26 protein-coding genes are annotated in these 26,469 nt (G+C 72.5%); 9 read left to right on the top strand and 17 right to left on the bottom strand.

Going from position 1 to position 26,469, the window contains the following annotated elements; translation table 11 throughout:
• Window positions 1-82 precede the first annotated feature (82 nt).
• Together ACWHYA_RS15735 and ACWHYA_RS15730 are read left to right on the top strand one after the other, a co-directional pair.
• The gene (locus tag ACWHYA_RS15735) at window positions 83-937 is read left to right on the top strand and encodes a carbohydrate ABC transporter permease (RefSeq protein WP_425940715.1); all 855 of its coding nucleotides are present in this window, start codon (window positions 83-85) and stop codon (window positions 935-937) included.
• The gene (locus ACWHYA_RS15730) at window positions 934-1,767 is read left to right on the top strand and encodes a carbohydrate ABC transporter permease (RefSeq protein WP_425940717.1); all 834 of its coding nucleotides are present in this window, start codon (window positions 934-936) and stop codon (window positions 1,765-1,767) included. Before ACWHYA_RS15735 ends, ACWHYA_RS15730 begins: the two co-directional genes overlap by 4 nt.
• A gap of 29 nt (window positions 1,768-1,796) precedes the next feature.
• On the opposite strand, the gene ACWHYA_RS15725 is transcribed toward ACWHYA_RS15730, so the two are convergent.
• From ACWHYA_RS15725 to ACWHYA_RS15710, 4 genes are all read right to left on the bottom strand, one after another.
• A complete protein-coding gene (locus ACWHYA_RS15725; RefSeq protein ID WP_425940719.1) occupies window positions 1,797-2,930 on the bottom strand; it encodes an aminotransferase class V-fold PLP-dependent enzyme in 1,134 nt (377 codons plus the stop codon).
• A 69-nt stretch (window positions 2,931-2,999) separates the two neighbouring features.
• Complete coding sequence (locus tag ACWHYA_RS15720; protein ID WP_425940721.1) at window positions 3,000-3,695, bottom strand: enoyl-CoA hydratase/isomerase family protein; 696 nt, start codon at window positions 3,693-3,695, stop codon at window positions 3,000-3,002.
• On the bottom strand, window positions 3,692-4,558 hold the full coding sequence (locus ACWHYA_RS15715) for a putative hydro-lyase (protein WP_425940723.1): 867 nt from the start codon (window positions 4,556-4,558) through the stop codon (window positions 3,692-3,694). Before ACWHYA_RS15715 ends, ACWHYA_RS15720 begins: the two co-directional genes overlap by 4 nt.
• Window positions 4,555-5,241, bottom strand: a complete 687-nt coding sequence (locus ACWHYA_RS15710) for a GntR family transcriptional regulator (protein ID WP_425940725.1) — start codon at window positions 5,239-5,241, stop codon at window positions 4,555-4,557. The genes ACWHYA_RS15715 and ACWHYA_RS15710 overlap by 4 nt, the downstream gene beginning before the upstream one ends.
• Before the next feature lie 121 nt (window positions 5,242-5,362).
• Between ACWHYA_RS15710 and ACWHYA_RS15705 the strand changes: the two genes are divergently transcribed.
• The 5 genes from ACWHYA_RS15705 to ACWHYA_RS15685 are packed head-to-tail and all read left to right on the top strand — an operon-like array spanning window position 5,363 to window position 9,582.
• The gene (locus ACWHYA_RS15705) at window positions 5,363-6,604 is read left to right on the top strand and encodes an NRAMP family divalent metal transporter (protein WP_425940727.1); all 1,242 of its coding nucleotides are present in this window, start codon (window positions 5,363-5,365) and stop codon (window positions 6,602-6,604) included.
• 5 nt (window positions 6,605-6,609) lie between these two features.
• Window positions 6,610-7,383: a LamB/YcsF family protein gene (locus tag ACWHYA_RS15700; RefSeq protein WP_425940729.1), complete on the top strand. Its 774-nt coding sequence runs from the start codon at window positions 6,610-6,612 to the stop codon at window positions 7,381-7,383.
• Between the two features lies 1 nt (window position 7,384).
• The gene (locus ACWHYA_RS15695) at window positions 7,385-7,990 is read left to right on the top strand and encodes a 5-oxoprolinase subunit B family protein (protein WP_425940731.1); all 606 of its coding nucleotides are present in this window, start codon (window positions 7,385-7,387) and stop codon (window positions 7,988-7,990) included.
• 31 nt (window positions 7,991-8,021) lie between these two features.
• Window positions 8,022-8,894: a 5-oxoprolinase subunit C family protein gene (locus ACWHYA_RS15690; RefSeq protein WP_425940733.1), complete on the top strand. Its 873-nt coding sequence runs from the start codon at window positions 8,022-8,024 to the stop codon at window positions 8,892-8,894.
• Between the two features lie 52 nt (window positions 8,895-8,946).
• A complete protein-coding gene (locus tag ACWHYA_RS15685) occupies window positions 8,947-9,582 on the top strand; it encodes an SHOCT domain-containing protein (protein ID WP_425940734.1) in 636 nt (211 codons plus the stop codon).
• Between the two features lie 19 nt (window positions 9,583-9,601).
• Here ACWHYA_RS15685 and ACWHYA_RS15680 read toward each other — a convergent pair whose 3' ends face one another.
• The 9 genes from ACWHYA_RS15680 to araB all read right to left on the bottom strand — a co-directional run bounded on the left by ACWHYA_RS15680 (window position 9,602) and on the right by araB (window position 20,917).
• On the bottom strand, window positions 9,602-10,498 hold the full coding sequence (locus ACWHYA_RS15680) for an LLM class flavin-dependent oxidoreductase (protein WP_425940735.1): 897 nt from the start codon (window positions 10,496-10,498) through the stop codon (window positions 9,602-9,604).
• Window positions 10,499-10,569: 71 nt separating this feature from the next.
• On the bottom strand, window positions 10,570-11,727 hold the full coding sequence (locus ACWHYA_RS15675; protein ID WP_425940737.1) for an acyl-CoA dehydrogenase family protein: 1,158 nt from the start codon (window positions 11,725-11,727) through the stop codon (window positions 10,570-10,572).
• Between the two features lie 97 nt (window positions 11,728-11,824).
• Window positions 11,825-12,814, bottom strand: a complete 990-nt coding sequence (locus tag ACWHYA_RS15670; protein WP_425940739.1) for an aldo/keto reductase — start codon at window positions 12,812-12,814, stop codon at window positions 11,825-11,827.
• 10 nt (window positions 12,815-12,824) lie between these two features.
• On the bottom strand, window positions 12,825-13,997 hold the full coding sequence (gene mmsB / locus ACWHYA_RS15665) for a multiple monosaccharide ABC transporter permease (protein WP_425940741.1): 1,173 nt from the start codon (window positions 13,995-13,997) through the stop codon (window positions 12,825-12,827).
• Window positions 13,994-15,535: a multiple monosaccharide ABC transporter ATP-binding protein gene (gene mmsA / locus ACWHYA_RS15660; protein ID WP_425940742.1), complete on the bottom strand. Its 1,542-nt coding sequence runs from the start codon at window positions 15,533-15,535 to the stop codon at window positions 13,994-13,996. Before mmsA ends, mmsB begins: the two co-directional genes overlap by 4 nt.
• A gap of 141 nt (window positions 15,536-15,676) precedes the next feature.
• Window positions 15,677-16,855, bottom strand: coding sequence for a multiple monosaccharide ABC transporter substrate-binding protein (chvE, locus tag ACWHYA_RS15655; RefSeq protein ID WP_425940744.1), 1,179 nt, complete (start codon window positions 16,853-16,855; stop codon window positions 15,677-15,679).
• 107 nt (window positions 16,856-16,962) lie between these two features.
• Entirely contained in the window at window positions 16,963-18,471 is a 1,509-nt protein-coding gene (gene araA, locus ACWHYA_RS15650; protein WP_425940746.1) for an L-arabinose isomerase, read from the bottom strand.
• Window positions 18,468-19,184, bottom strand: a complete 717-nt coding sequence (locus tag ACWHYA_RS15645) for an L-ribulose-5-phosphate 4-epimerase (protein WP_425940748.1) — start codon at window positions 19,182-19,184, stop codon at window positions 18,468-18,470. Before ACWHYA_RS15645 ends, araA begins: the two co-directional genes overlap by 4 nt.
• Window positions 19,181-20,917 (bottom strand): ribulokinase, encoded by a 1,737-nt coding sequence (gene araB / locus ACWHYA_RS15640; RefSeq protein WP_425940750.1) that lies wholly within the window; start codon window positions 20,915-20,917, stop codon window positions 19,181-19,183. Before araB ends, ACWHYA_RS15645 begins: the two co-directional genes overlap by 4 nt.
• Before the next feature lie 169 nt (window positions 20,918-21,086).
• Between araB and ACWHYA_RS15635 the strand changes: the two genes are divergently transcribed.
• Window positions 21,087-22,103, top strand: a complete 1,017-nt coding sequence (locus ACWHYA_RS15635; protein WP_425940752.1) for a LacI family DNA-binding transcriptional regulator — start codon at window positions 21,087-21,089, stop codon at window positions 22,101-22,103.
• 63 nt (window positions 22,104-22,166) lie between these two features.
• Here ACWHYA_RS15635 and ACWHYA_RS15630 read toward each other — a convergent pair whose 3' ends face one another.
• The 4 genes from ACWHYA_RS15630 to ACWHYA_RS15615 form a co-directional block, all read right to left on the bottom strand.
• The gene (locus tag ACWHYA_RS15630) at window positions 22,167-22,526 is read right to left on the bottom strand and encodes a nitrile hydratase accessory protein (RefSeq protein ID WP_425940754.1); all 360 of its coding nucleotides are present in this window, start codon (window positions 22,524-22,526) and stop codon (window positions 22,167-22,169) included.
• Window positions 22,523-23,158 carry a nitrile hydratase subunit beta gene (gene nthB / locus ACWHYA_RS15625; protein WP_425940756.1) on the bottom strand — a complete coding sequence of 212 codons (636 nt, stop codon included), beginning with the start codon at window positions 23,156-23,158 and terminating at the stop codon, window positions 22,523-22,525. Before nthB ends, ACWHYA_RS15630 begins: the two co-directional genes overlap by 4 nt.
• A 1-nt stretch (window position 23,159) precedes the next feature.
• A complete protein-coding gene (nthA, locus tag ACWHYA_RS15620) occupies window positions 23,160-23,816 on the bottom strand; it encodes a nitrile hydratase subunit alpha (protein WP_425940757.1) in 657 nt (218 codons plus the stop codon).
• 142 nt (window positions 23,817-23,958) lie between these two features.
• Window positions 23,959-24,717 (bottom strand): helix-turn-helix transcriptional regulator, encoded by a 759-nt coding sequence (locus ACWHYA_RS15615; protein ID WP_425940758.1) that lies wholly within the window; start codon window positions 24,715-24,717, stop codon window positions 23,959-23,961.
• Window positions 24,718-24,822: 105 nt separating this feature from the next.
• On the opposite strand from ACWHYA_RS15615, the gene ACWHYA_RS15610 reads away from it, so the two are divergent.
• Window positions 24,823-26,421, top strand: coding sequence for a LuxR C-terminal-related transcriptional regulator (locus ACWHYA_RS15610; protein WP_425940760.1), 1,599 nt, complete (start codon window positions 24,823-24,825; stop codon window positions 26,419-26,421).
• Window positions 26,422-26,469 lie beyond the last annotated feature (48 nt).

Raw genomic sequence — 26,469 nt, 5'->3', positions numbered from 1 at the left:
CGCCCCCGCGGGCGCCGACGGTGCACGGTCGCGGCGGCGGCGTCCGAACCGCCGAGGATCGATCCACCCGGCTCTGGCGCTGGTGTGGCTGGCGCCGTCGCTGCTCCTGATTCTCGGGGTCGTTCTGTACCCGGCGGTCAAACTCTTCCAGGCCTCGCTGTCGGAGTACTCGATCACCGGCCTGCGGCGGGGGGATGCAGGGTGGTCGAACTACCAGAACGTCCTGTCCCACCCACTGCTCGGCACGGTCGTCGTCAACACCGTCGTGTGGGTCGTCGCGGTCGTCCTGATCACCGTGGTCATCTCCCTCGCGCTGGCTCAGCTCCTGGTCAAGGACTTCCCGGGCCGACGGTTGGCGCGGTGGGCCCTGATCGTCCCGTGGGCTGCATCGGTCATCATCACCAGCCAGTTGTTCGTGCTGCTCTACGACTACAACTACGGGATGATCAACCACCTGTTGAAGTCGCTGGGACTGATCGACCAGTCCATCGAGTTCCTCGGGGACGACCGGCTGGTGCTTCCCTCCATGATCGCCGTTGGCGTGTTCGTGTCGTTGCCGTTCACGACCTTCGTCTTCATCGCCGGGCTCAACGCCATCCCTGAGGACGTCATGGAGGCGGCACGTGTCGACGGGGCCAGCGGGTGGCAACGCTATGCGAGCATCACCTTGCCGCTGCTGCGGCCCGCACTCATGGTCGCCTCGGTCCTCAACACGATCTACGTGTTCAACAACTTCCCCATCATCTACACCCTCAACGACCGCAACCCGGGCTTCGGCAACGACACGCTCATCACCTTCATGTACAAGTTGGCCTTCGAGAGCCAGGAGAAGGACGTGGGCATGTCCGCAGCTACGGGCGTGATCAACGTCCTGCTCATCCTCGTGGTCATCCTGATCTATCTCAAGGTCGTCAACTGGCGTGAGGAGACCAAATGACAGCCGCCTCCGCGAAGCGGCGTCGCTGGGGCCTGGCCGCGCTCGGCGGACTCGTGACCCTCTTCTTCCTGGCGCCCTACAGCGTCATGCTCATGAGTTCGCTGCGAACCAGTGGAGACGTCAAGACCACGCCGCCCACGTTCTTGCCTCGCGAGTGGCAGTGGGACACCTACGTCACCGTTCTCACGGACGAGCGTTTCCTTGCCTGGCTGCGCACCTCGCTCCTCGTGGCGGTGGCCTCCACCCTCATCGTCATCGCCGTCGCCATCCCCGCGGCCTACATGACGGCCCGTTACCGCTTCATCGGACGGACGCCTTTTCTCCTGCTCGTGCTGGTGACGCAGATGTTCAGCCCCACCGCCCTCGTCGTGGGCCTCTACCGGCAGTTCTTCGAGATGAACCTCGTCAACACGTTCGCGGCACTGATCATCGCGAACTCAGCCTTCAACCTGGCCTTCGCGGTGTGGATCCTGCACGGCTTCTTCTCCTCCATCCCGACGGAGGTGGAGGAGGCCGCCGAGCTCGACGGGAGCAGCCGGCTGCAGACGCTGTGGCGGGTCATGCTGCCGCTGACCCGCCCAGGGCTGGTGACGGCGACCATCTTCACCTTCATCGCCGCCTGGAACGAGTACGTCGTCGCGCTGACCCTGATGATCGACGACGCGAAGAAGCCCCTCACCGTCGGCATGAGGGCCTACATCACCGGCTACGAGCAGCACTGGGACCAGTTGTTCGCGGCCTCGGTGATCGCCGTCGTCCCGGTCGTCATCCTGTTCGCGATGATCGAGAAGCATCTGGTCGGCGGGCTGACCGCCGGCAGTGTCAAGTAGCACCCCGCCCGGCGAGCCCACACACCCCCCTACAGCGCCAGCGCCCGGTCCAGCCCCTCGGCCAGCCGGGCCACCGTGCCGTCGACGTCGCCCAGCTTGTCAAGGCCGAACAGGCCCAGGCGGAAGGTCGACCAGTCCTCCGGCTCGCCGCACATCAGCGGCACGCCGCCGGCGACCTGCAGGCCGACCTGGGCGAACTTCGCACCCGACTTCAGCCCCGGGTCGTCGGTGTGGACCACGACCACGGTGGGGGCGGCATACCCCTCCGCAGCGACCGAGGTGAAGCCGCGCTCGGCCAGCAGCGCCCGCACCCGGGAGCCCAGCTCGACCTGCGCCTCGCGCAGCGCCGGCAGCCCGCGCTGCGTCCCCTCGAGCATGACCTCGAGGTTGTGCGCCAGGGTGTCGGTCGGCATCGTGGCGTGGTAGGCATGCTTGCCCTCGACGTAGCCCTCGGAGATCGACAGCCACTTCTTCAGGTCGGCCGAGAAGCTGGTGGAGGTGGTGGCCTGGATCGCCTCGCGCGCCTCGGCGTTGACCATGACGTAGGCCGCGCCCGGGCTGCCGCTCCAGCCCTTCTGGGGCGCGGTGATGAGCACGTCGACACCGATGTCCGACATGTCGACCCACAGCGCCCCGGAGGCGATGCAGTCCAGCACGAACAGGCCGCCGGCCTCGTGCGTGGCCTGCGCGACCGTGCGCAGGTAGTCGTCGGGCAGCACGATGCCGGCGGAGGTCTCCACGTGCGCGGCGAGGACGATCTGCGGGTTGTGCTCCTTGATCGCGGCCGCGACCTCCTCGGCCGGCGGCGGCGCCCACGGCGAGGGGGAGGCGTCGGTGGTCGGGCGGGCGGTGAGCACGGTGACGTCCTCGGGGATGGCGCCCATGTCGAAGATCTGGGACCAGCGGTAGGAGAAGAAGCCGTTGCGCACCACGAGCGCGCGCCGACCGGTCACCAACTGGCGGGCCACGGCCTCCATGCCGTAGGTGCCGCCACCGGGGACGACCGCCACCGCGTCGGCGCCGTACGTGCTCCTCAGCACCTCGTTCAGCTGCTGCATCACGCCGACGAAGCGCTTCGACATGTGGTTGAGCGAGAGGTCGGTGAAGACGACGGAGTACTCGAGCAGGCCGTCGGGGTCGATGTCGGGGCGAGGGAGCGTCATGGGGCCACGGTATCGGGCCGGGGGGACGGACCGGGCGTGCGAGCGGTCGTCCCCGGCCGCCGACCCGGATCAGGTATGCCGTGGGAAGGCCTGCAGCATCGGCGCCGCCGCGCGCCGCACGGCCTCGGGCAGCCCGGCCGGCCCGGTGAGGTAGCGCTCGCCGGGGCGGGCCCCCGCCGTCGGCGGACGTCGATGCTCGGCGTCCTCCAGCGCGGCCAGGTCGGCGTGGCGCTCGTCGAAGAGCCCGAGCCGCACGGCCTCGTCGGCCTGCACGACGTGCCGTCCGTCGACCAGACGTTCGGCCTGCTCGTCCCCGACGATCCCGTGCAGCCGCCACCGGGTGAAGCCGTCCAGGACCATCCCGTGGTGGCCGAACGGGAAGACCAGCGACGGTGAGCCGACGGCCACCCTGCGGTCGCAGGCGGCCATGATCTCCACCCCGCCGCCCGCGGCGCCACCCTCCACCACCGCGACCACCTCCCGGTCGAGCGCGTGGATGCTCAGCAGCGCCGAGACCACCGCGTGGACGAACGTCTCGGCGTCGTCGGGTCCGGACCGGGCGTGCTGCAGGGCACCGAGGTCGGCCCCCGAGCAGAAGTAGCCCCCGGCCCCCACGACATACAGGGGCTCGGGCCCGTCCCCGACCTGGCGCACGAGCGCGCCCAGCTCCTGCCACATCGGCAGCGTGAGGGCGTTGCGGCGGTCGGGCCGGTCCAGGACCAGCGTCCGACCCAGGGAGGTGGTGCTCAGCCGGACCTCGGTCACGGGAGCCGGTGCTCGCGGTCGGGCACGTCGGTGACGAACATGTGCCCGGGCACGTGCGTGATCGCGAACGGCGGGCGCGAGGCCATGAGCGCCGCCTGCGGCGTCACCCCGCAGGCCCAGAACACCGGCACGTCGCCGGGCTGGGCCTCGATCGGCTCGCCGAAGTCGGGATCGTCCAGGTTCGCGATCCCCAGGCCCTCGGGCGCCCCGACGTGCACCGGTGCGCCGTGCACCGCGGGCATCCGCGCGGTCACCTGGACGGCGGTCGGCACCAGCGCGGCCGGGATCGGACGCATCGAGACGACGAGCTCCCCCGACAGCCGGCCGGCGGGACGGCACCGCCTGTTCGTCCGGTACATCGCCACGTTGCGCCCCTGCTCGATGTTGCGCACCGGCACCCCCGCGTCCAGCAGCGCCCGCTCGAAGCTGAACGAGCACCCGACCAGGAAGGCCACGAGGTCCTCGCGCCACAGGGCGGTGACGTCGGGCACCTCCTCGACCAGCTCGCCGTCGCGCCACACGCGGTACAGCGGCAGGTCCGTGCGCAGGTCCGCGCCCTCCGCCAGCGGGGTGTGCGGGGAGCCGGGCTCGGTCACGTCCAGCAGGGGCACGGGCCGGGGGTTGCGCTGGGCGAACAGGAGCATGTCCCAGGCCCAGTCGCGCGGCAGGACCACGAGGTTGGCCTGGGTGGACCCCGGCGCGTGCCCGCTGGTGGGGGAGACCAGGCCGTCGCGGTATGCCGCACGCGCGGCGGCGGGGGAGTCGAGGCCGCCGTCGGCGGGGGAGTCGAGGCCGCCGTGGGCCGGGGAGTCGATGCGGCCGTCGGGGGTGGGGGCGGACGTGGAGGCGGGGGCGGAGGTCATGCGGTCAGCTCCTGTCGGGCGAAGGCGGCGAGGATGGCGTCCTCGGAGTCGGTGAGATAGGTCTCCAGGGTGGCGGCCGCCTCCGGGAAGCGGGTGGCCATGAGCAGGTCGGCGATCAGGGCGTTGCGCTCCACGAACGGGCCGAACAGCTCGGCCGGGTGCTCGACGACGGCGAAGACGAGGCGCAGCTCGGCCATCAGCCGGCGCATGGTGGCGTCGAGCCGGGCGCTGCCGGCCAGCCCGACGAGGGACCGGTGGAAGCGCATGTTCGAGGTGCCCGTGTGCGGCCAGTCCGCCCGGGCGGCGGCCGCCCGGGCCTCGGCGACGGCGTCGGCGAGGGGCTGCATCCGCGGCACGTCGAGGGTGGTCAGCGCCCGGACGACCGCAGGCTCCAGGACACGACGCACCCGGTAGATGTCGCGCACGTCCAGCGGGCCGACCCGGGGGACGAAGACGCCCCGGTTGGGCTCGTGCACGAGCAGGCGGTCGTGCTCCAGCAGCCGGAACGCCTCGCGCACGGTGTTGCGCGAGACGCCGGACTCGGCCGCGACCCGGGTCTCGGAGACCTTGTCCCCGGGCTGCAGACGTCCGTCGGTGATCCAGTCGCCGACGAGGGTCACGACGGTCCCTGCCGCCGTGCGGGCCCGGCGAGCCCGCCCGCTGCCCTCGCTCCCTGGTCCCATGGCCCCGATCATCGACCACGGTCACGATTTGTTCAACAGCTCTGGACGGATCGTTGAACAATCACTACGCTCGTGCGGCATCCGGCCCGTTCCGGGGCCCCGCACAGGCAGGACCACGTCGATGGCAGAGCTGCACGACTCCCCGCACACCACGGCCGAGGCCGCGCGACCCGCGGCGACCGGCCGCGGCACCCTCCTGGGCGCGATCTTCCTCATGGCCACCTCGGCGATCGGTCCGGGCTTCATCACCCAGACGACCAACTTCACCGTGCAGCTGGGGGCGGCCTTCGCCTTCGCCATCCTCATCTCGATCCTCGTCGACATCGCGATCCAGACCAACGTGTGGCGGGTCATCGGGGTCTCGGGGATGCGGGCCCAGGAGCTGGGCAACGCCTCGCTGCCGGGCCTGGGCTACGTCATGGCCGCCCTGCTGCTCGTCGGCGGTCTCGTCTTCAACATCGGCAACGTCAGCGGCGCCGGCCTGGGCCTGAACATCATGACCGACCTCGACCCACGGATCGGGGCCGTCATCCTCGCCACGGTGGCGATCGGCATCTTCCTGTCCAAGCGGGCCGGGGTCGCGATGGACCGGATCGTGGTGCTGCTCGGGGCGGTGATGATCCTGCTGACCCTCTACGTGGCGGTCACCTCCGGCCCGCCGGTCGGCGACGCCCTGCGCAACTCGGTCCTGCCCGAGCAGGTCAGCGTGCTGGCCATCACCACCCTCATCGGCGGCACGATCGGCGGCTACATCATCTACGCCGGCGCCCACCGCCTGCTCGACGCCGGCGTCACCGGGGAGGCCCACCTGCGCGAGATCACCCGCAGCGCGGCGACCGGCATCATCGTCACCGGCGTCATGCGGGTCATCCTCTTCCTCGCGATCCTCGGCGTGGTCAGCACCGGCGCAGAGCTCGACCCGGCCAGCCAGGCCGCCAGCGCCTTCGAGGCCGCCGCCGGCAACGTCGGCTACCGCCTGTTCGGGGTCGTGTTCTCGGCCGCGGCGCTGACCAGCGTGATCGGCGTGTCCTACACGACGATCACCTTCCTCACCTCGAGGACGAAGACACCACCGCGCACGACCAACTTCCTGGTCGTCGGGTTCATCGTGCTCTCCACGGTGCTCTTCCTGGCCATCGGGGCGGCCCCGGCCCAGCTGCTCGTCTTCGCCGGCGCCTTCAACGGCATCCTGCTGCCCGTCGGCATCGGTGTCATGATGTGGGTGGCGTGGCGGCGTCGCGACCTGCTGCACGGCTACGAGTACCCGAAGTGGCTGGCCGGCATCGGCACCGTCGCGTGGCTGGTGACCATCTACCTGGCGGTCAACTCCATCCGGCCCGCCATCGAGCTCGTCACGGGGTGAACGACATGACCATCGGCACCATCGACCTGAACTCCGACCTCGGCGAGGGCCTGGGCAGCTGGTCCATGGGCGACGACGAGGCGCTGCTGTCCGTCGTCACCAGCGCCAACGTGGCCTGCGGCTTCCACGCGGGCGACCCGCCGATCATGCGGCAGGTCACCGCCCGGGCGGCCGAGCTGAAGGTCGCGGTCGGCGCGCACGTGGCCTACCGCGACCACACCGGGTTCGGGCGCCGGTTCATCGACATGGAACCCACCGTCCTGACCGACGAGGTGGTCTACCAGATCGGTGCGCTCGACGGCATGGCGCGCCGGCACGGCCACCGGGTCACCTACGTCAAGCCGCACGGCGGCCTCTACAACGCGATCGTCACCCACGAGGAGCAGGCACGCGCGGTCGTCCGGGCCGTCCAGGAGTTCGACGCGCACCTGGTGCTGATGGGCCTGCCCGGCTCGGTCGTCCTGCGCCTGGCCGAGGAGGCCGGGGTGCCGACCGCCCACGAGGCCTTCGCCGACCGCGCCTACACCCCCGAGGGCCACCTGGTCCCCCGCAGCCGGGAGGGCTCGGTCCTGCACGACCCGGAGGAGATCGCCCGCCGGTGCGTGGCGATGGCCACCGGTGAACCGATCACGGACGTCGACGGCGACCCGCTGACGCTGCGGCCGCACTCGATCTGCGTGCACGGCGACACCCCCGGAGCGGTCGAGATCGCCCGCCGCGTGCGGGAGGCCCTCGAGGGGGCCGGCGTCGCCCTGGCCCCGTTCGCCCCGGCGGACTGAGGTGCGCGTCCTGCCGAGCGGCTCGCGCGGGTTGCTGCTGGAGATGGACTCCCTGGAGGAGGTCCTGGAGCGGTACGCCGCCCTGAAGGACGTCGACCTGCCGGTCCTGGACCTGGTCCCGGCCGGGCGGACCATCCTCGTCGTCGCCGACCGCGGCACCGACCTGCGCGAGCTGGAGCAGACGGTCCGCGCGGTCCGCCCGGGCGGGCACACCGGCCCCGAGCGCGACCCGGTGGAGGTCCCGGTGCGCTACGACGGGGAGGACCTGCACGAGGCGGCCGAGCTGCTCGGCTGGTCGACCGAGGAGCTGGTCCGCCGCCACCAGGAGGAGGAGTGGACGGTCGCCTTCTGCGGCTTCGCCCCCGGTTTCGCCTACATCGCCGGCACCCGCTTCGACTGGGACACGCCCCGGCGCTCCTCCCCGCGCACGAAGGTGCCGCCCGGGGCGCTCGCCCTCGCGGGGGAGTTCACCGCCGTCTATCCGCGGGAGTCGCCCGGCGGGTGGCAGCTGGTCGGGCACGCGCTCGTGGAGATGTTCGACCTCGACCGCGACCCGCCCTCCCTGCTCCTGCCCGGCACCCCGGTCCGGTTCGTGGAGGCGTCATGAGCGGGTATGCCGCGGGTGCGGGGGTCGGGACGTGACCGCGCTGACCGTCGTCGAGGCCGGTCCGCTGACGACCGTGCAGGACTTCGGGCGGCTGGGGCAGGCCGCGCTGGGGGTCGGCCGCTCCGGGTGCTGCGACCGCGGGGCGCACCGGCTGGCCAACGCGCTCGTGGGCAACCACCCCACCCTGGCGACGCTCGAGGTCACCCTGGGCGGGCTGGTCCTGACGACCGACGAGGACGTCGTCGTCGTCACCACCGGAGCGCGGTGCCCGGGCGCGCCCCACCTGGCCCCCGCCTCCCTGCGGGCGGGGGAGGAGCTGCGCCTCGGCATACCCCAGGCCGGGCTGCGGACCTATGTCGCGGTCCGCGGCGGGATCGCCGTGGAGCCGGTGCTGGGCAGCCGGGCCACGGACGTGCTGTCCGGGCTCGGACCGAAGGTGGTCGAGGCGGGCGACCTGCTGCCGGTGGGGACCACGCCGCGGCCGGTCCCGGGGGTGGACGTGGCCCCCGTGCCCGAGCCGACGAACGACCTCCTCGTGGTGCCGGTGACCGCCGGACCGCGGCGCGACTGGTTCGAGGACGAGGCGTGGGAGCTGTTCCTGTCGCAGACCTACGTCGTGGATCCCAAGTCCAACCGGGTGGGCGTGCGGCTGGAGGGCACACCGCTGGAGCGGGAGCGCTCGGGCGAGCTGACGAGCGAGGGGATGCTGCGGGGGGCGGTGCAGATCCCGCCGTCGGGACAGCCGGTGCTCTTCCTGGCCGACCACCCGGTGACGGGCGGCTACCCGGTCATGGCGTACGTCGACGACGACGCCGTCGACCGGTGCGCCCAGCTGCGGCCGGGTCAGGAGGTCCGGTTCACCGCCCGGTCCGCCGGGGCCGACGCACCGTCCACGCGACGATAGGGTCTGCGTCGGGCCGCGGGGTGAGCGTGGTCAGGGACCAGGGAGGAAATGCGTGCGGGAGCAGACGTCCGGGTGGCCGGTGGAGGACACGGCATACGTCGACCCGAAGGTGCAGTGGCTGCTGCCGGTCGCCCGGCAGTCGCTGCGCCTCAACCTGCTGCCGGGGGAGCAGGTGCTCGGGGTGTTCCCCGTGACCCGCTTCCGACGGTCGGTGGCCCTGCTCGTCGTGACGGACCGCCGGCTGCTGACGCTGGGCGACCAGCACGTCGGCATGCCGGTCGTGGACGAGGTCGACCGTGCCCGCGTCACCGACGTCCGGATCGAGCGGCAGAAGGTGTTCAGCGCCGGTCTGGTGACGGCGGTCACGGACGAGGACGAGGTCAACCTGGGGACGTTGACCTTCACCGGGCAGACCTTCAACCGGCTGGAGGAGGTGCTCGCCCGCACCGGTTCCGGCGGCATGCCCGTGATCCCGGTGGTCGCACCGCCACTGGCCGGAGGAGACCGGGAGGACGGGTCGCCGCAGGACGACGTCCCCGCGCCGCGGCCCGGCGGCCCGCGGGCCCGGTCGGACCACCCGCTGGTGGTGCACCTGGCGGCGTTGGCCGACCTGCACGAGCGGGGAGCGCTGACCGACGAGGAGTTCGCCGCGGCCAAGGCACGGCTGCTGGCCGACCCGCAGGGGTGATCCGGCCCGCGGGTGCGGCTCACCAGGGCGGCGGGCCCCTCCTGATCGCGGCCAGGTTCTCCCTGGAGGACCGCCGGCCGGTGATGAGGTCGGAGGCGAGCCAGGTGACGCCCAGCTCGCCGTAGGACGCGACCCGCGCGTCCGTCAGGGCGGGGGCGTCGACGTAGAGGAAGACCTCGCCGGGCTCCTCGGCCACCTGGCGGTAGTAGGTCATCAGCGCCGCCAGGTCCGGGCCGTCCGGGTCCGGGTCGACGACGGGCATGAGCCCGTCCCACCGGCCGGCCCGGCGCACCGGCCGGCGGTTGGGCCAGAAGGCCGCCACGAGGATCGGGATGCGCGGCCGCTGCGCGGGGGTGGGCAGCAGGGCCACGTCGTCGACGTCGAAGAACTCGCCGTGGAAGGTGACCCGCTCGCCGCTCCAGAAGCGGGACAGCAGCTCCAGGGTCTCGTCGTAGCGCCGGCCCACCCGCCGGGGGTCCCACTCCTCGCCGAAGAGGTCGTACTCGGCGCGGCGGCCGAGCCCGACGCCCAGCACCACCCGTCCGCGGGAGAGGCGGTCCAGCGTCGCCAGGTCGCGGGCCAGCTGCCAGGGCTGGCGCCGTGCCGCCGGGACGATCCAGGTGCCCAGGGTGATCCGCTCGGTGCGGGTGGCGATGCCGGCCAGCGTGATGACCGGGTCGATCTGGGCGGCGTACGTCTCCGGGCGGAAGTGCTCCGGGTCACCGGCCCGCCCGAGCGCGTCCGGCGCGGCCGGCCAGACCAGCACGTCCCACATGAAGACGCCGTCCCACCCCGACTCCTCGGCGGCGACGGCATACTCCACCATCGCGGGGGCGTCGTCCCCGACCTCGGGGTTGGGCAGGATGAGCGCGTGTCGGGGCGACCGGGGGGTGGCGGTTCCGTGCGTCGGCTCCATCGCTTGCTCCTCGACCGGGGGTCCCGAGATGGGCAGCGACGCTACCAGTCACGGGGTGCCTCCGTTCTGCGTCAGGCCAGCCCCAGGTTGCGACCGATGATCTCCTTCATGATCTCGTTGGAGCCGGCCCAGATCGTGCTGACCCGGGCGTCCCGCCAGGCCCGGGCGACCCGGTACTCGTTCATGTAGCCGTAGCCGCCCCACAGCTGCACGCACTCGTCGAGCACGTCGTTCTGCATCCGCGAGGACCACCACTTCGCCTTCGCGGCGTCGACGCCGGTGAGCCGGCCCTCGGCGTGGGCCAGGACGCACTGGTCGACGAAGGCCCTGGTGACCTCGACCGCGGTGACCAGCTCGGCGATCCGGAACCGGGTGTGCTGGAAGGTCCCGATCGGGCGGCCGAACGCCTGCCGCTCCTTGGCGTAGTCGATCGTCTCGGTGAGGATCTGGGCGGCGTGGGCGGTGTTGGCGACCGCGGCCCCGACCCGTTCCTGGGGCAGTCGTTCCATCATGGCCACGAAGCCCTGACCCTGCGCGCCGAGGCGGTGGTGGTCCGGCACCCGGACGCCGTCGAAGAAGAGCTCGCAGGTGTCCGCCTCGTCCTGGCCCACCTTGTCGAGCTTGCCGCCCTTGGTGAACCCGGGCATGCCGGCCTCCAGCACGAACAGCGTGATGCCCCGGGCGCCCGCCGCGGGGTCCGTGCGGGCGGCGACGACGACCAGGTCGCACCGGTGGCCGTTGGTGATGAACGTCTTGGAGCCGTCGACCAGCCAGTCGCCGGACCCGTCCTGGGCGCGCACCGCGCTCGTGCGCAGCGCGGCCAGGTCGCTGCCGCCGGAGGGCTCGGTCATGGCGATGCCGACGACCTGCTCCCCGCTGGCGATGCCGGGGAGCCAGCGCGCCTTCTGCTCCTCGGTGCCGAGGTCGACGAGGTAGGGAGGACAGATGTCGGCGTGGATGCCGAAGCAGGAGGAGACCGCGAAGCTGAAGCGGGCCTGCTCCTCGGACAGGACCGCGTTGAAGCGGTAGTCCCCGGCGCCGGCACCGCCGTGCTCCTCGGGGATCTCCAGGCCGAAGAGCCCCTGGCGGCCCGCCTCGGTCCAGACGTCGGCGGGGATGGTCCGCTCCCGGACCATCTCCTCCGCCCGGGGCCGCAGCACGCGGTCGACGAACCCGCGGACCGAGGCCCGGAACGCCTCGTGGTCCTCGGTGAAGATGGTCCGTCGCATCGTGTCTCCTCCGGTCGGCCTGGCTCCAGTCTGGCCGATGCCGCCGACGCGCGCCGGGGTCGGCCCCGGAGGGCTGCCGGTCTGCCGGTCGGCCGGTCTACCAGCGGTGGTGGACGTGCTCCCGCGCGTGCCGGTCGTAGAGCCGTTCGTAGGCGGCCGCGTCCTCGGGGGCGGTGGGCGGCAGCGAGGCGGCGGCGGCGTTGGCGCGGGCCTGGTCGGGGGAGCTCGCCCCAGGGATGGCGGTGGTGACCCCGGGCTGGTCGACGATCCAGCGCAGGGCCCGCTGAGCGGGGGTGGAGCCCGCGGCCCCCTCGATCGCGGCAAACTCCCGGGCCGCCGCGACACCGACCTCGTAGGGCACCCCGGCGAAGGTCTCGCCGACGTCGAAGGCCTCACCGTGCCGGTTGAACTGGCGGTGGTCGTCGGCGGCGAAGGTGGAGGACTCGTCGAACTTGCCCGTGAGCAGGCCCGAGGCGAGGGGGACCCGGGCGATGATGCCCACGCCCGCCTCGGCGGCCGCCCCGGTGACCCGCTCCAGCGGTTTGCGGCGCAGGACGTTGAGGATGATCTGCACGGTGGCCACCCGGGGTCGGGCGATGGCCGACAGCGCCTCGTCGGCGGTCTCGACCGAGACGCCGTAGGCCTTCATCCGTCCCTCGTCGACCATCTCGTCGAGGGTGTCGAACAGGTCGTCCCGGGCGTAGACCGCCGGGGGAGGGCAGTGCAGCTGGACCAGGTCCAGCGTGTCGTCGCCGAGCAGCTCGCGGGAGCGGTCGTTCCACCGGCGCAGGGCGTCGGGGGTGTACTGCTCGGCCTCGTGCGGGTCCGCCCGCCGGCCCATCTTGGTGGCGACCACGAACCCGGCCCGGCCGCGCCCGTGGACGAACCGGCCGACCAGGGACTCCGACCGGCCGTCGCCGTAGACGTCGGCGGTGTCGAGGAAGGTCACGCCGGCGTCGGCGGCGGCCGCGAGGATCTCCAGGGCCCGCTCCTCCGACACCTGCCCCCAGTCGGCGCCGAGCTGCCAGCAGCCCAGCCCGATCACGCTCAGCTCGCGGTCCAGACGCGGGACGGGACGGTGCTCCATACGACTCTCCTCAGTTTCCGGCACGGCGCTTGTTCCAGACGTCGAAGGCGACGGCCAGCAGCAGCACCAGGCCCTTGACGACCTGCTGGACCGACTGGTCGATGCCCATCAGCTGCATCCCGTTGCTCATGACCGCCATGATCAGGCCACCGATCATGGCACCGCCCACCCGGCCGATCCCACCGGTGACCGCGGCCCCGCCGATGAAGCAGGCGGCGATGGCGTCGAGCTCGAACATGTTGCCGGCCCCGGGCTGGGCACCGTTCATCCGGGAGGAGTAGACGATGCCGGCGACGGCCGCCAGCAGGCCCATGTTGACGAAGATGAGGAAGTTGACCTTCTTGACCTTCACGCCCGAGAGCTGGGCGGCGTGCAGGTTGCCGCCGATCGCGTAGACGTTGCGGCCGAAGACCGTCTTCTGGGTGATCAGCCCGTAGACCAGGACGAGGATGGCCAGCAGGATCAGCACGTTGGGCAGGCCGCGGCTGGAGGCGAGCTGGTAGGCGAACCACATGACGACGGCGGCGACGAAGACGGTCTTGAGGATGAAGAGCGGCAGCGCCACGACCTCCTGCTGGTAGGCGATGGCCGCGCGCCGGTTGCGCCAGGCGTTCACGGCATACCCCGCCACGGCGACGGCGAAGATGACCAGGGTGAAGACGTCCACGCCCCGTCCGCCGAGCAGCCCGTTCTGGAAGCCGTTGGCGATCTCGTAGTAGGTGCCGCCGAAGGGTGACAGCGAGATGTTGTCCAGGACCAGGAAGGTCAGCCCGCGGAAGATGAGCATCCCGGCGAGGGTGACGATGAAGGCGGGGATGCCGACGTAGGCGACCCAGAAGCCCTGCCACATCCCGGCCAGCACGCCGACCACCAGCGCGGCGAGCGCGCCGAGCCACCAGGGCTGGCCGTTCTGCACGACGACCACCGCGGAGGTCGCCCCGGTGAGGGCCACCAACGATCCCACCGACAGGTCGATGTGACCGCCGATGATGACGATGATCATGCCGATCGCCAGGATGAGGATGTAGGAGTACTGCAGGACGATGTTGGAGATGTTCCCCGGCGAGAGGAAGTTGGGGTGCAGCAGCGCGAACATCCCCACGATCACCACGAAGGCGAACAGGATCCCGCTCTGGCGCAGGTTGTGGGTGAGGAGGTCCTTGAGGTTCATCGTCCCGGTCATCGGGCAGTCTCCTTCTCCATGGTCATGAGGGCCATGAGCCGTTCCTGGGTGGCTTCCTGCGTCGGGAGCTCACCGGTGATGCGCCCGGAGGCGAGGGTGTAGATGCGGTCGCAGACGCCGAGCAGCTCGGGCAGCTCGGAGGAGATGACCAGCACGCCCTTGCCCTCCCCGACCATCCGGTTGATGATCGTGTAGATCTCGAACTTGGCCCCGACGTCGATGCCGCGGGTGGGTTCGTCGAGGATGAGCACCTCGGGCTCGGTCATCAGCCACTTGGCGAGGACGACCTTCTGCTGGTTGCCGCCGGACAGCTTGCCGACGGGGGTGAGCACCGAGGGGGTCCTGGTGTTCAGGTCCTCGCGGTACTGGTTGGCGACCTTGAGCTCCTCGAGCCCGTTGACCCAGCCGGCGCGGGAGATCCTCGACAGGGCCGCCGCGGTCGTGTTGTGCCGGACGTCGTCGATGAGGTTCAGCCCGTAGCGCTTGCGGTCCTCGGTGGCGTAGGCCACGCCGGCCTCGATGGCGTCGGAGACGCTGCGCATGCGGACCTCCTCGCCGCGCAGGTAGGTCTTGCCGGAGACGTACCGGCCCCACGTGCGCCCGAAGATGCTCATCGCCAGCTCGGTGCGTCCGGCGCCCATGAGGCCGGCGATGCCGACGACCTCGCCGGCCCGCACGGTGAGGGAGGCGTCCTCGACGATCCGACGACCGGACTGGGTCGGGTGGTCCACGGTCCACCCCTCCACCCGGAACAGCTCCTCGCCGATCTGGGGCGTGCGCTCGGGGTAGCGGTGCTCCAGGTCGCGGCCGACCATGCCCCGGATGATCCGGTCCTGGGTCGAGGCGGGGTCGCTCATGTCGAGCGTCTCCACCGTGTGCCCGTCCCGGATGATCGTGGTGCGGTCGGCGATCTCGGCGATCTCGTTGAGCTTGTGCGAGATCATGATGCAGGTCACGCCCTGCTCGTTGAGCTGGCGCAGCAGGCCGAGGAGGTGCTCGGAGTCCCGGTCGTTCAGCGCGGCGGTGGGCTCGTCGAGGATCAGCAGCCGGACGTCCTTGGACAGGGCCTTGGCGATCTCGACCAGCTGCTGCTTGCCCACGCCCAGGTGCCCGATCTGGGTGACCGGCTGCTCGCGCAGGCCCACGCGCCTCATCAGCTCGGCCGCGTCGGCGTTGGTCTGGTGCCAGTCGATCAGCCCCAGGGTCCCCCGGCGCTCGTTGCCGAGGTACATGTTCTCGGCGACCGACAGGTGGGGGACCAGGGCCAGCTCCTGGTGGATGATGACGATGCCCTTCTCCTCGCTGTCGTTGATCCGGGAGAAGGACACCTCCTGCCCGTCCAGCAGGATCTGCCCGTCGTAGGTGCCGTGCGGGTAGACCCCGGAGAGCACCTTCATCAGCGTGGACTTGCCCGCGCCGTTCTCGCCGCAGATGGCGTGGATCTCGCCGCGTCGGACGTCGAGGCTGACGTTCTCGAGCGCCTTCACGCCGGGGAAGGTCTTGGTGATGTCCCGCATCTGCAGGATGGTGTCGGTCATGCGACGGTCCTCACTCGGGGCCGGTGGCGGATCTGGGGGCAGGGAGGGGTATGGGGTGTGCGCGGGCGCGGGCGCGGGCGAGAGACGCCGGTGCGGTCCCGCCGGCCCGGCCGCAGCTGCGGCCGGGCCGGCGGGTCGGGGTCACTCGGCGACGCCCGACTCGACCTCCTCGGCGGTCCAGTAGCCGGAGTCGACGAGCAGGCTCTGGATGTTGTCCTCGTAGACGATGTCCGACTCCAGGAGGAAGGACGGGACGACCTTGACGCCGTTGTCGTAGCTCTCGGTGTCGTTGGCCTCCGGCTCCGAGCCGCCCAGGAACGACTCCACCGTGACCACGGCCTGGTCGGCCAGCTTGCGGGTGTCCTTGAAGATGGTCGAGAACTGCACGTCGTCGGCGATCAGCTTGACCGAGGCGATCTCGGCGTCCTGACCGGTGACCACGGGCAGTCCGTCCTCGATGGTGTCGCCGTAGCCGGCGTTCTGCAGCGCGGTGATGATGCCGCGGGACAGCCCGTCGTAGGGGGACAGGACACCGGCGAGGGGCTCGCTGCCGCCGGCGTAGGAGCTGGTCAGCAGGTCCTCCATCCGGCGCTGGGCGGTCTCCTGCTGCCACCGGAGGGTGGCCGCCTGCTCGATGTCGGTCTGCCCGGACGGCACCTCCAGGACGCCGGAGTCCATGTAGGGCTGCAGCGTGTCCATCGCGCCGTCCCAGAAGAAGTGCGCGTTGTTGTCGTCCAGCGACCCGGCGAAGAGCTCGATGTTGAAGGGGCCCTCCTCGTCGGTCTCGTTGCCGTCCTTGTCGAGGATGCCCAGACCGACCAGCAGGGAGGTCGCCTGCTGGACGCCGACGTTGTAGTTGTCGAAGGTGACGTAGAAGTCGACGTTCTCGCTGTCCCGGATGAGACGGTCGTAGGAGATGACCGGGATGTCGGCCGCGGCCGCCGCGTCCAGCTGGCTGGACAGGGCGGTGCCGTCGATCGCGGCGATGACCAGGGCGTCGGCGCCGTTGGTGATCATCTGGTCGATCTGCTGGCTCTGGGTGGGGATGTCGTCGTTGGCGAACTGCAGGTCGACCTGGTAGCCGGCCTCCTCCAGGCCCGCCTGGACGGACTCGCCGTCGGCGATCCAGCGCTCGGACGTCTGCGTGGGCATGGCGACCCCGACGGTGACGTCCTCGCCGCCGGCGGCGGCCTCCCCACCGGTGGCCCCGGTGTCGTCGTCGCCGGTGTCGCCCGCGCCCTCGCCGCCGCAGGCGGTCAGTCCGAGGGCCAGGGTTCCGGCCGCTGCGATGGCGGTGATCCGCCGGATTCGAATGGACATGTTCACTCCTTGATGGTGGTGCGTGGGTCCTGCGTCGGTGGTGCGTGGGTCCTGCGTCGTACGGGTGGCGGGTGGTCGTGCTGGTCGTGCTGCTCGTCGGTCCGGCCTCACATCCCCTGGGCCAGCCGGTGGTAGGCCTGGTTCCAGCGCACCTCGCGGGCGAACCCCCGCGCGGTGGTCTCCTCGTCGATGACGAGCAGCTCGGTGCCGGCGATGTCGGCGAAGATCTCGAAGGCCTCGACCGGCAGCTGGGTGGACAGGACCGTGTGGTGGGCCGCGCCGGCGAGCATCCAGGACTCGGCCGAGGTGGCCAGGTCCGGACGGGGGCGCCAGACGGCGTGGGCGACCGGCAGGCGGGGCAGGTCCTGCACCGGCTCGACGACGTCGACGACGTTGGCCGTGAGCCGGAAGCGGTCGCGCAGGTCCGACATCGCCACGACCACGCCCTCGCCGGGGTCGGCGGAGAAGACCAGGCGCACCGGGTCCTCCCGGTCGCCGATGGACAGCGGGTGGATCTGCAGGCTGGGCCGCGCGGTGGTCAGGGAGGGGCAGATCTCGAGCATGTGCGCCCCGAGGATGAGCTCCTTCCCGGGCGTGAGGTCGTAGGTGTAGTCCTCCATCAGGGAGGCCCCGCCCGGCAGCCCCTCGCCCATGACCTTCGCGGCCCGCACGAGGATGGCGGTCTTCCAGTCGCCCTCGGCACCGAAGCCGTAGCCGGCGGCCATGAGCCGCTGGACCGCCAGGCCGGGCAGCTGCCGCAGCGCACCCAGGTCCTCGAAGGTGGTCGTGAAGGCGGAGGCGCCGACCGACTCCAGAAAGGCCAGCAGGGCCAGCTCCTGGGCCGCCCCGTGGCGCAGCGAGGCGTGCCGCCCGCCACCGCGCCGCAGCTCGGGGGCGACGTCGTAGAGGTCCTCGTACTCCGCCACCAGCGCGTCCACCTCGGTGTCGGCGACCTGGTCGACGGCCGCCGCCAGGTCGTTCACTCCCCAGGTGTTGACCGAGACCCCGAAACGGATCTCCGCCTCGGTCTTGTCGCCCTCGGTGACCGCGACGTTGCGCATGTTGTCCCCGAAGCGGACCAGCCGCAGGTCGCGGGTCGCGGCCCAGCCGGCGGCGGCCCGGACCCAGGTGCCCACCCGCCGCTGCACCGGCTCGTGCGAGAAGTGACCGGCGACGATGGTGCGCCGCACGCCCATCCGGCTCTGGATGTAGCCGAACTCCCGGTCGCCGTGCGCGGCCTGGTTGAGGTTCATGAAGTCCATGTCGATCGTCGACCACGGCAGCTCGACGTCGGCCTGGGTGTGCAGGTGGAGCAGCGGCACGTCCAGGGCGCCCAGCCCGGCGATCCACATCTTGGCCGGGGAGAAGGTGTGCATCCAGGCGACGACGCCGATGCACCGCGGGTCGGCGTTGGCCTCCAGGGCCAGCCGGTGGATGGCCTCCCGGTCCTTGAGCACCGGCTTCCACACCACCCGGGCCGGCACGTGCGTGGAGGCGTCCAGCTGGTCGGCGATGGCCCGGGACTGCTCCGCGACCTGGCGCAGGGTGTCCTCGCCGTAGAGGTCCTGGCTGCCGGTGCAGAACCAGATCTCCTGCTCGCCGAAGGGCTTGGTCATCGGGTGCTCTCCTGGGTCGGGGCGGCGGCCGGTTGGCCGTAGACGTGCTGGTAGCGCTCGTAGAGCCGGTCGACGTCGGCCCGGGGGATGGGCAGCGGCTCGCCCAGCTGGCGGGCGACGTGCACGGTGCGGGCCACCTCCTCGACCATGACGGCCGCCTTGACCGCGGCGCGCGCGTCGGGGCCGACGGTGAACGGTCCGTGGTTCTGCATGAGGACGGCCCGGCTGCGCGAGCGGCGCAGGGTCTCCACGATGCCGCGGCCGATGGAGTCGTCCCCGATGAGCGCGAACGGGCCCACCGGGACCGGCCCGCCGAACTCGTCGGCCATCATCGTCAGCACGCAGGGGATCTCCTCGCCGCGCGCGGCCCAGGCCACGGCATACGTGGAGTGGGTGTGCACGACCCCGCCCACCTCGGGCAGGTGCCGGTAGACGTAGGCGTGGGCGGCGGTGTCGGAGGAGGGGGCGCGGTCGCCGTCGACGAGGACGCCGTCCAGGTCGCAGACCACCATGGCCTCCGGGGAGAGCTCGTCGTAGCCGACGCCGCTGGGCTTGATGACGAACAGGTCGGCGCCCGGCACCCGCTGCGAGACGTTGCCGGCGGTCCACACGACGAGCTCCCACCGGGGCAGCTCGGCGTGCAGGCGGGCCACGACCTCGCGCACGCGGGCGACCTCGTCCCGGACCGCGGAGGAGTATGCCGCCAGCGTCACCGGGGCACCTCCGCGACGGCTCCGGCGGGGGCGTGCGCCTCCCGGCGCAGCGCCCGCAGCCGGCGCATGACGTCGTTGCCGCCGCGCCCGAAGTGGTCGTGGAGCAGGCGGTACTCGGCGAAGAGCCGGTCGTAGCGGGCGGCCCGCTCGGGGTCGGGGGTGTAGACGGCCCGGTCGACCTTGCCCATCGCGGCGGCCGCGGTCCGGACGTCGGGATGGACGCCGGCCGCGACGGCGGCGTGGATGGCCGACCCGAGCGCGGGTCCCTGGTCGGTGGCGATGGTCGACAGCGGCAGGCGGGTGACGTCGGCGTAGATCTGCATGAGCAGGGGGTTCTTCAGCAGGCCGCCGGCGACGATGAACTCGGTGACGGGCACGCCGGCGTCCTGGAAGGTCTCGACGATGACGCGCGTGCCGAAGGCGGTCGCCTCGAGCAGGGCGCGGTAGACGTCCTCCGCCCGCGTGGCCAGGGTCTGGCCGAGGACCAGGCCGGAGAGCTCGTGGTCGACCAGGACCGAGCGGTTGCCCGAGTGCCAGTCCAGCGCGACGAGACCGTGCTCGCCGACCTGCTGGGCGGCGGCCCTCTCGGTGAGCAGCTCGTGCGTCGAGATGCCGCGGGCGGCGGCCTCCTCGTGGTAGCTGCCGGGAACGCCGTGGTCGACGAACCAGCCGAAGATGTCGCCCACGCCGGACTGGCCGGCCTCGTAGCCCCACAGCCCCTCGACGATGCCACCGTCGACGACCCCGCACATGCCGGGGACCTCGGCCAGGGCGTCCCCGTTCATGACGTGGCAGGTGGAGGTGCCCATGATCGCGACCATCTGGCCGGGCTCGACGGCACCGGCCGCGGGCGCGGTGACGTGGGCGTCGACGTTGCCGACCGCGACCGCGATGCCCTCGGGAAGGCCGGTCCAGGAGGCGGCCTGCGCCGTGAGCCGGCCGGCCTGCTCTCCCAGCTGGCCGATGCGGTGCTCGAGCTTGTCGGAGACGAAGTCGGCGAAACCGGGGTCGAGGGCGGACAGGAAGTCGGGGGAGGGGTAGGCCCCGTCCTGTCGGATGCCCTTGTAGCCGGCCGTGCAGGCGTTGCGGACGTAGTCACCGCACAGCTGCCAGACGATCCAGTCGGCGGCCTCGACCCAGTGCTGCATCGTGGCGTAGACCTCGGGGTCCTCCTCGAGCAGCTGCAGGCCCTTGGCGAACTCCCACTCCGAGGAGATCAGCCCGCCGTAGCGGCTGATCCACGGCTCGCCGCGCTCGTGCGCCAGGGTGTTGATCCGGTCGGCGTGCGGCTGGGCGGCGTGGTGCTTCCAGAGCTTGACGTAGGCGTGCGGACGGTCGGCCAGCCCGGGCAGCTCGTTCAGCGGCGTGCCGTCCTCGGTCGTGGGCACCATGGTGCACGCGGTGAAGTCCGTCGCGATCCCCACCACCTGGTCGGCCTGCACCCCGTGCTCCTCGCGCGCCTGGCGCAGGGCGGCGGGCACGGCGACCGTGAGCACCTCGACGTAGTCCGCGGGCACCTGCAGGGCCCAGTCGGGGGGAAGGGGTGCGCCGGCGGAGGGGCCCGCGGTCAGCGCCTCCTCCATCACGGCGTGCGGGTAGGGGTGCACGGCCGATCCCAGGATCTGGCCGTCGGCGGCCCGCACGACGACCGCGCGGCCCGACAGGGTGCCGTAGTCGACCCCCACCACGAGGGCGTCCGGACCCGTCGGCCGGGGTGCTTCGGCGATGTTCATCGAGCTCCTTCCTCGCCGTCGAGGTGGTCGCCCGCAGCACCCGGTCCGGGTGGTTGTGAGCGCTAACGCTGAGCGGTACGTTAGCGCTCACAACCCGGTTCCTGTCAAGGGGCCGACAGATCACGATCCGGTCACGGGGCTCCGGTCCTGGGCGTGGAAGGATGGCGTCATGGGTGCGCACAAGGGGCGTCCGACGATGTACGACGTCGCCCGCGAGTCGGGCGTGTCCCACCAGACCGTCTCCCGGGTGGTCAACGCGGCGCCCAACGTGGCCGAGGCGACCGAGCGCCGGGTGCGCGAGGCGATGACCCGGCTCGGCTACCGGCCCAGCGCCTCCGCCCGCAGCCTCGCCGCCCGCCGGACCCGGGCCGTGGGGGTGGTCACCTTCGTCGGGCCCTACTTCGGTCCCATGTCGACCATCCAGGCGGTCGAGGCCGCCGCCCGCGCGCGCCGCTACACGCCATACTCCGTCTCCCTCGCCGGGCTCGAGCCCCGGCAGTCGCGCGCCGTCCTGGACGACCTCCTGCAGCGCGAGGTGGAGGGGCTGGTGGTGGTCGCACCGACGGACGAGCAGGCCGAGCTGGTCGACTCCGTGCTGCCGGACGACCTGCCCGTCCTGGCGCTGGAGGCGCGCCTCCCCGGACGGCCGCTCGTCGCCAGCGACAACGAGACCGGTGGAGCCCTGGCCGGGGAGCACCTGGCCTCGCTGGGGCACACGCGGATCGGGCACGTGGCCGGTCCCGCCGACTGGTCGGAGGCGCGGCTGCGCACGGTGGGCTGGGAGAGGGTGCTCGCCGACCACGGCCTGGACGGCGGCGTGCGCGTCGACGGGGACTGGTCGGCCCGGTCGGGCTTCGAGGCCTGGCCCCGGATGCAGGCGGCGGGGGTGACGGCGGTCTACGCGGCCAACGACCAGATGGCCCTGGGGCTGCTGTCCGCCCTCTGCGGGGCGGGTCTGCGCGTCCCCGCCGACGTCAGCGTCGTCGGCTACGACAACACTCCCGAGAGCGGGTGGTACTTCCCGCCCCTGACCACGGTCGAGCAGGAGTTCCGGCGGGCGGGCGAGGTGGGCATCGAGCAGCTGCTCAAGCTCGTCGAGGGACTGCCGGTCGAGCCCGAGGTGCTCGTCTCACCCGCGCTCGTGGTGCGCAGCAGCACCGGCCCCGTGCCGGACGCCGCCGGCTGACCTCCCGCTGGCGGCGCCCGCCGCCGGTGACGGTGGGCACCCGCACCGGACCCTGAGGGCCGGCTACAGCTCGATCGGCTGCCCGTGCGGGGTGCGCGCGGCGGCCTCGTGCCAGGCCCGCGTGGCGCGGCCCACCTCGGCGGCGGTGGCGATCCCGCGGGTGTGCAGCAGCTCCTCGAGCGCGTCCTCCCAGCGTTCGTAGTAGTCGGCGCCGTCGGCGGCGCCGCGGGCGACGTGGCGCGCCAGGACGTCTGCCCACTCGGGCCAGGTGAAGATCCCGCGCTCGTGCAGGGCCACGGTCATCGCGAACACCTGCGCCTGCCAGGGCGCGGCGAAGACCTGCTCGTCGCCACGGGGCGGCAGGGGCAGGCTCTCGCCGCACGCGGCCGAGATCGAGGCCAGCGTCCGGGCCGCGGTGCTCATGCCGGCACCTCCAGGTAGGGCTCCCACGCGTCGACCGAGACGGTCACCGTCGGGTCGGCCTCCTCCCCCCAGAGCTCGCGGGCGGGGAAGTCGACGGTGTAGAGCCACTCGGGCGCCTCTTCCGCCGGCCGGCCGAGCGGTGCCGCGTGCCGGTCCGGGAAGACGTGCGCACCGTGGACCGCCACGACGGTGCCGACGTGGCCGCGGGCGTACCGGGGCAGGCGGGTGTGCCCACGGGGGTGGATGTTCCTGGCCCGCACCTGCTGTCCCGCTGCGAAGGCGGGCGGCCGGGAGGTCGGACGCTCGTAGCTGCCGGGAGTGGAGAACCCCTTCCGCAGCTGCTCCGCGGACCGCGCCTCCAGGTCGTCGCGCTCGAGCAGCCCCAGCGCGGCGACGGCCCGCTCCAGCCCCAGGGTCCAGATCCGGTAGTAGCTGCTGGTGAGGTAGACGGCCGGCGGCAGCGACTCCCGCACGTGGCGCATCTGGTCGATGTTCCACCGGCCCAGGGCACCCGTGGCCAGCGTGAGCGCGAGCGCCCGGCGCTCCCAGTCGGCGTGGAAGGTCGGCTCGTCCGCCTCGGGGCGCACCGGTCCGAAGCCGTGCATCCCGCCGAGGTCGTGCACGCCGTCCACGTCAGGCCCCCTCGGACGCGGACGGAGCGGCGGCGGACGCCAGCCCGGTGCCGATCATGCTGTCCCGGGTGACGAGGGCTGCGAGCTGGTCCTCGGTCAGGTGCTCGGTGCCCTCCGGCCGACGGGGGAGGACGAGGTAGCGCACCTCGGAGGTGGAGTCCCACACCTTGATCCGGGTGCCCGCGGGGAGGGTGACCCCGAAGTCGGCCAGCACGCCGCGCGGGTCGACGACGGCCTTGGCCCGGTAGGCAGGAGACTTGTACCAGACCGGTGGCAGACCCAGGACCGGCCACGGGTAGCACGAGCACAGCGTGCAGACCACCATGTTGTGCAGCTCAGGGGTGTTCTCCACGGCGACCATGTGCTCGCCCTGACGACCGACGTGGCCCAGCGAGGCGATCGCCGCGTCGGCGTCCTCCAGGAGCCAGCGGCGGTAGTCGGGGTCGACCCACGCCCGGGCGACGACCTGTGCGCCGTTGTGCGGCCCGACCTCGTGCTCGTAGCGCTCGACGACCGCGTCCAGCGCCTCCCGGTCGACCAGCCCGCGCTCGGTCAGCAGGGTCTCCAGCGCCCGGACGCGGGCGTCCATCTCCGAGAGCTCGCTGGACCCGGGGGAGTCGTGGTCGTGCTGGTGGTCCTGACCGTGCGCGTGCGACATGTCGAAACTCTAGTGGGGCCCCGCGCCCTCCCGGGGTGGCCGAAGCGCCACCTTCCGCCCGGGCGCGGCGCAGGGGCACCCTGGGTCTGGAGGCTCCGCAGGTCGGGGCGCGCTCGGGGCGCCCCGACCCGGCGGAGCCGGGTCACCGCAGAGGACCCAGCGGCATCCCCGTCCGCACCGACTCGCGCCACAGCACGGCCAGCTCGGTGCGGGACGTCGCCCCGGTCCGGGCGAAGAGTGACTCCAGGTGCTTGCGCACGGTGCGCGGCGACAGCCCGAGCCTCCGGGCGGCCTGCTCGTTCGTCAGACCCAGGGCCACGAGCGCGACGACCTGGGTCTGTCGCGGGGTCAGCGGCGTCGCCGGGTCCGCCTCGGCCATCCCCCGCAGCGCCTCGAGGTTGTCGCGGACCCGCGCGCTGGCCGCGAGCGCGGCCGCCAGCCGCTCGACCGGGGCCACCTCCTCGTCGGTGAAGTCGCGCCGGACCCGCCACAACGAGAGCAGGGTCAGCTCCTCCGGCGACCGGTCGAGCACGAAGGCGGCCTGGTAGCGGTCGCCCGTGGGAGCCAGCAGCACCTGGTACACCTCGCTGCGCTGGAACTGCACCAGGTCGACCACGTCGGTCAGCCTCGTCCGCGGGGCCGGATCGGTGATCAGGTGGGTGGCGTAGGGGTGCGTGGGCAGCAGCCGTTCCCACTCGGCCATCCCGGGCTGCTCCAGCGGGCCGCGCCCGTGCTGGAGGAGCTGGGTGCCGGTCCCGTTGAGCTGGATGCAGGACCACGACACCATGTCGGTGCCGACACCGTCGGCCAGCAGCCGCAGCACCTCGGGCATCACCTCGTGCCCCTCGGCCACGGCGTGGCACAGGTCGGCGCCGCGGCGCGCCATCCTGGCGACGTCCATGGAGGGAGTATGCGGCCGCGTCGGCCGCGCCGCGAGAGCAACCGACGCCTGCGGGTCGTGACAGTCCGGGGCGCTGCTGCCATGATCGGTCGAGGTGGGTGGACGATGACCGAGGACGAGTCCCTGGAGGCGGCCCGCGCGGCGTGCGGGCAGCACCGCTGGGCCGCGGCGCGCGAGGAGTTCCGGGCGGCCGGGGAGCTGGGCACCGAGGACCTGGGTCTGCTGGTGGACACCTGCTGGTGGTTGGGCGAGGTGGACGAGTATGCCGCCGCCAGCGCGGAGCTGCACCGGCGCCTCCTTGCGGAGGAGCGACCCGTCGAGGCTGCGCTGGTGGCCTTCGAGCTGGGTTACACCGAGGTCGTGCGGGGCCGGGCGGAGGTGGGGATCGGGTGGATGGCCCGTGCCCGGCGACTCTTCGCGGAGGTGCCGGAGGCACCCGAGCGCGGCCTTCTGCTGGCGGCCGACGCCCAGGGGGCCCTGTCCTCCGGTGACCTGCGGGCCGCCGGACGGCTGGCTCGGGAGGCGCTCGCGCTGGGCGAGGAGCACGGACTGGCGACGGTGGTGGCGCTCAGCCGCTTCCTGTGCGGGTGCGTGGCCGTCCACGAGGGCCGGACCGAGCAGGGGCTGCGCGACGTCGACGAGGCCATGCTGCCGGTGCAGGCCGGGGAGGTCGCTCCCGAGTGGGTGGGGCTCCTCTACTGCGACACGATGTCGCTCTGCTTCGAGCTGCGCGACCTCCCGCGTGCGCAGCGCTGGACGACCCTGACCGAGCGGTGGTGCGAGGGTCACACACCGGCGGTGCTCTTCACCGGTATCTGCCGGGTCCACCGCGCCCAGCTGCGGATGGTGCACGGTGAGTGGGACCGCGCCGAGGAGGAGGCCCGGCAGGCGGCCACCGACCTGGAGCCGCTGGACGTCGGGGTGGCGGGGGAGGCGCACTACTGCCTCGGTGAGCTGCACCGGCTCCGGGGCGACCTGGCCGCAGCGGACGCGGCATACCGGCGCGCGCACGAGCTGGGCCGCGACCCGCTGCCCGGGCTGGCGCTGCTGTGCCTGCACCGGGGTCGCCGCCAGGTCGCTGCGTCCGTCCTCGACGCGGCGCTCGCGGCACAGACCCGACCCCTGCTCCGCGCGCCGCTCCTCGCCGCCCGGGTCGAGGTGTGCCTGGCGGGGGACGACCTGCGCGGCGCGACGGCGCACCTCGACGAGCTCTCCCGGACCGCCGACGCCCACGCCAGCCCGGGGTGGCAGGCCGAGGCGCTGCGCTGGCGGGGGGCGCTGCTGCTCGTCCGGGACCGCCCCGCCGAGGCCGTGCGGGCCCTGAGGGAGTCGCAGGTCCGCTGGCGGCGGATGGATGCTCCCTACCAGGTGTGCCGGATCGGCCTGGACCTCGCCGTGGCCTACGAGGCGCTCGGCGACCGGGACACGGCCCGGCGCGAGCGGGACGGCGCGGCCGCCGTGCTGGAGCGGCTGGGCGTCACCGACGGTCTGGACGGCAGTGCGCCTGACCGGGCCGGGCTGACGCCGCGGGAGCTGGAGGTGGTCGCGGCGGTCGCCGACGGGAGCAGCAACCGGCAGGTGGCCGGAGCGCTGCACATCAGCGAACGCACCGTCGCGCGGCACCTGGCCAACATCTACGTCAAGACCGGGGTCGCCTCGCGCACCGGGGCGGTGACCTGGGCCCGGGACCACGGCCTGCTGTGACGGCCGGTCGGCGTCGACCGCCACCTGCACACCGTCTGCACAGTTCTG

Source organism: Ornithinimicrobium carbonis, assembly GCF_977012275.1.
This window is presented reverse-complemented; position numbering and strand designations above follow the sequence as displayed.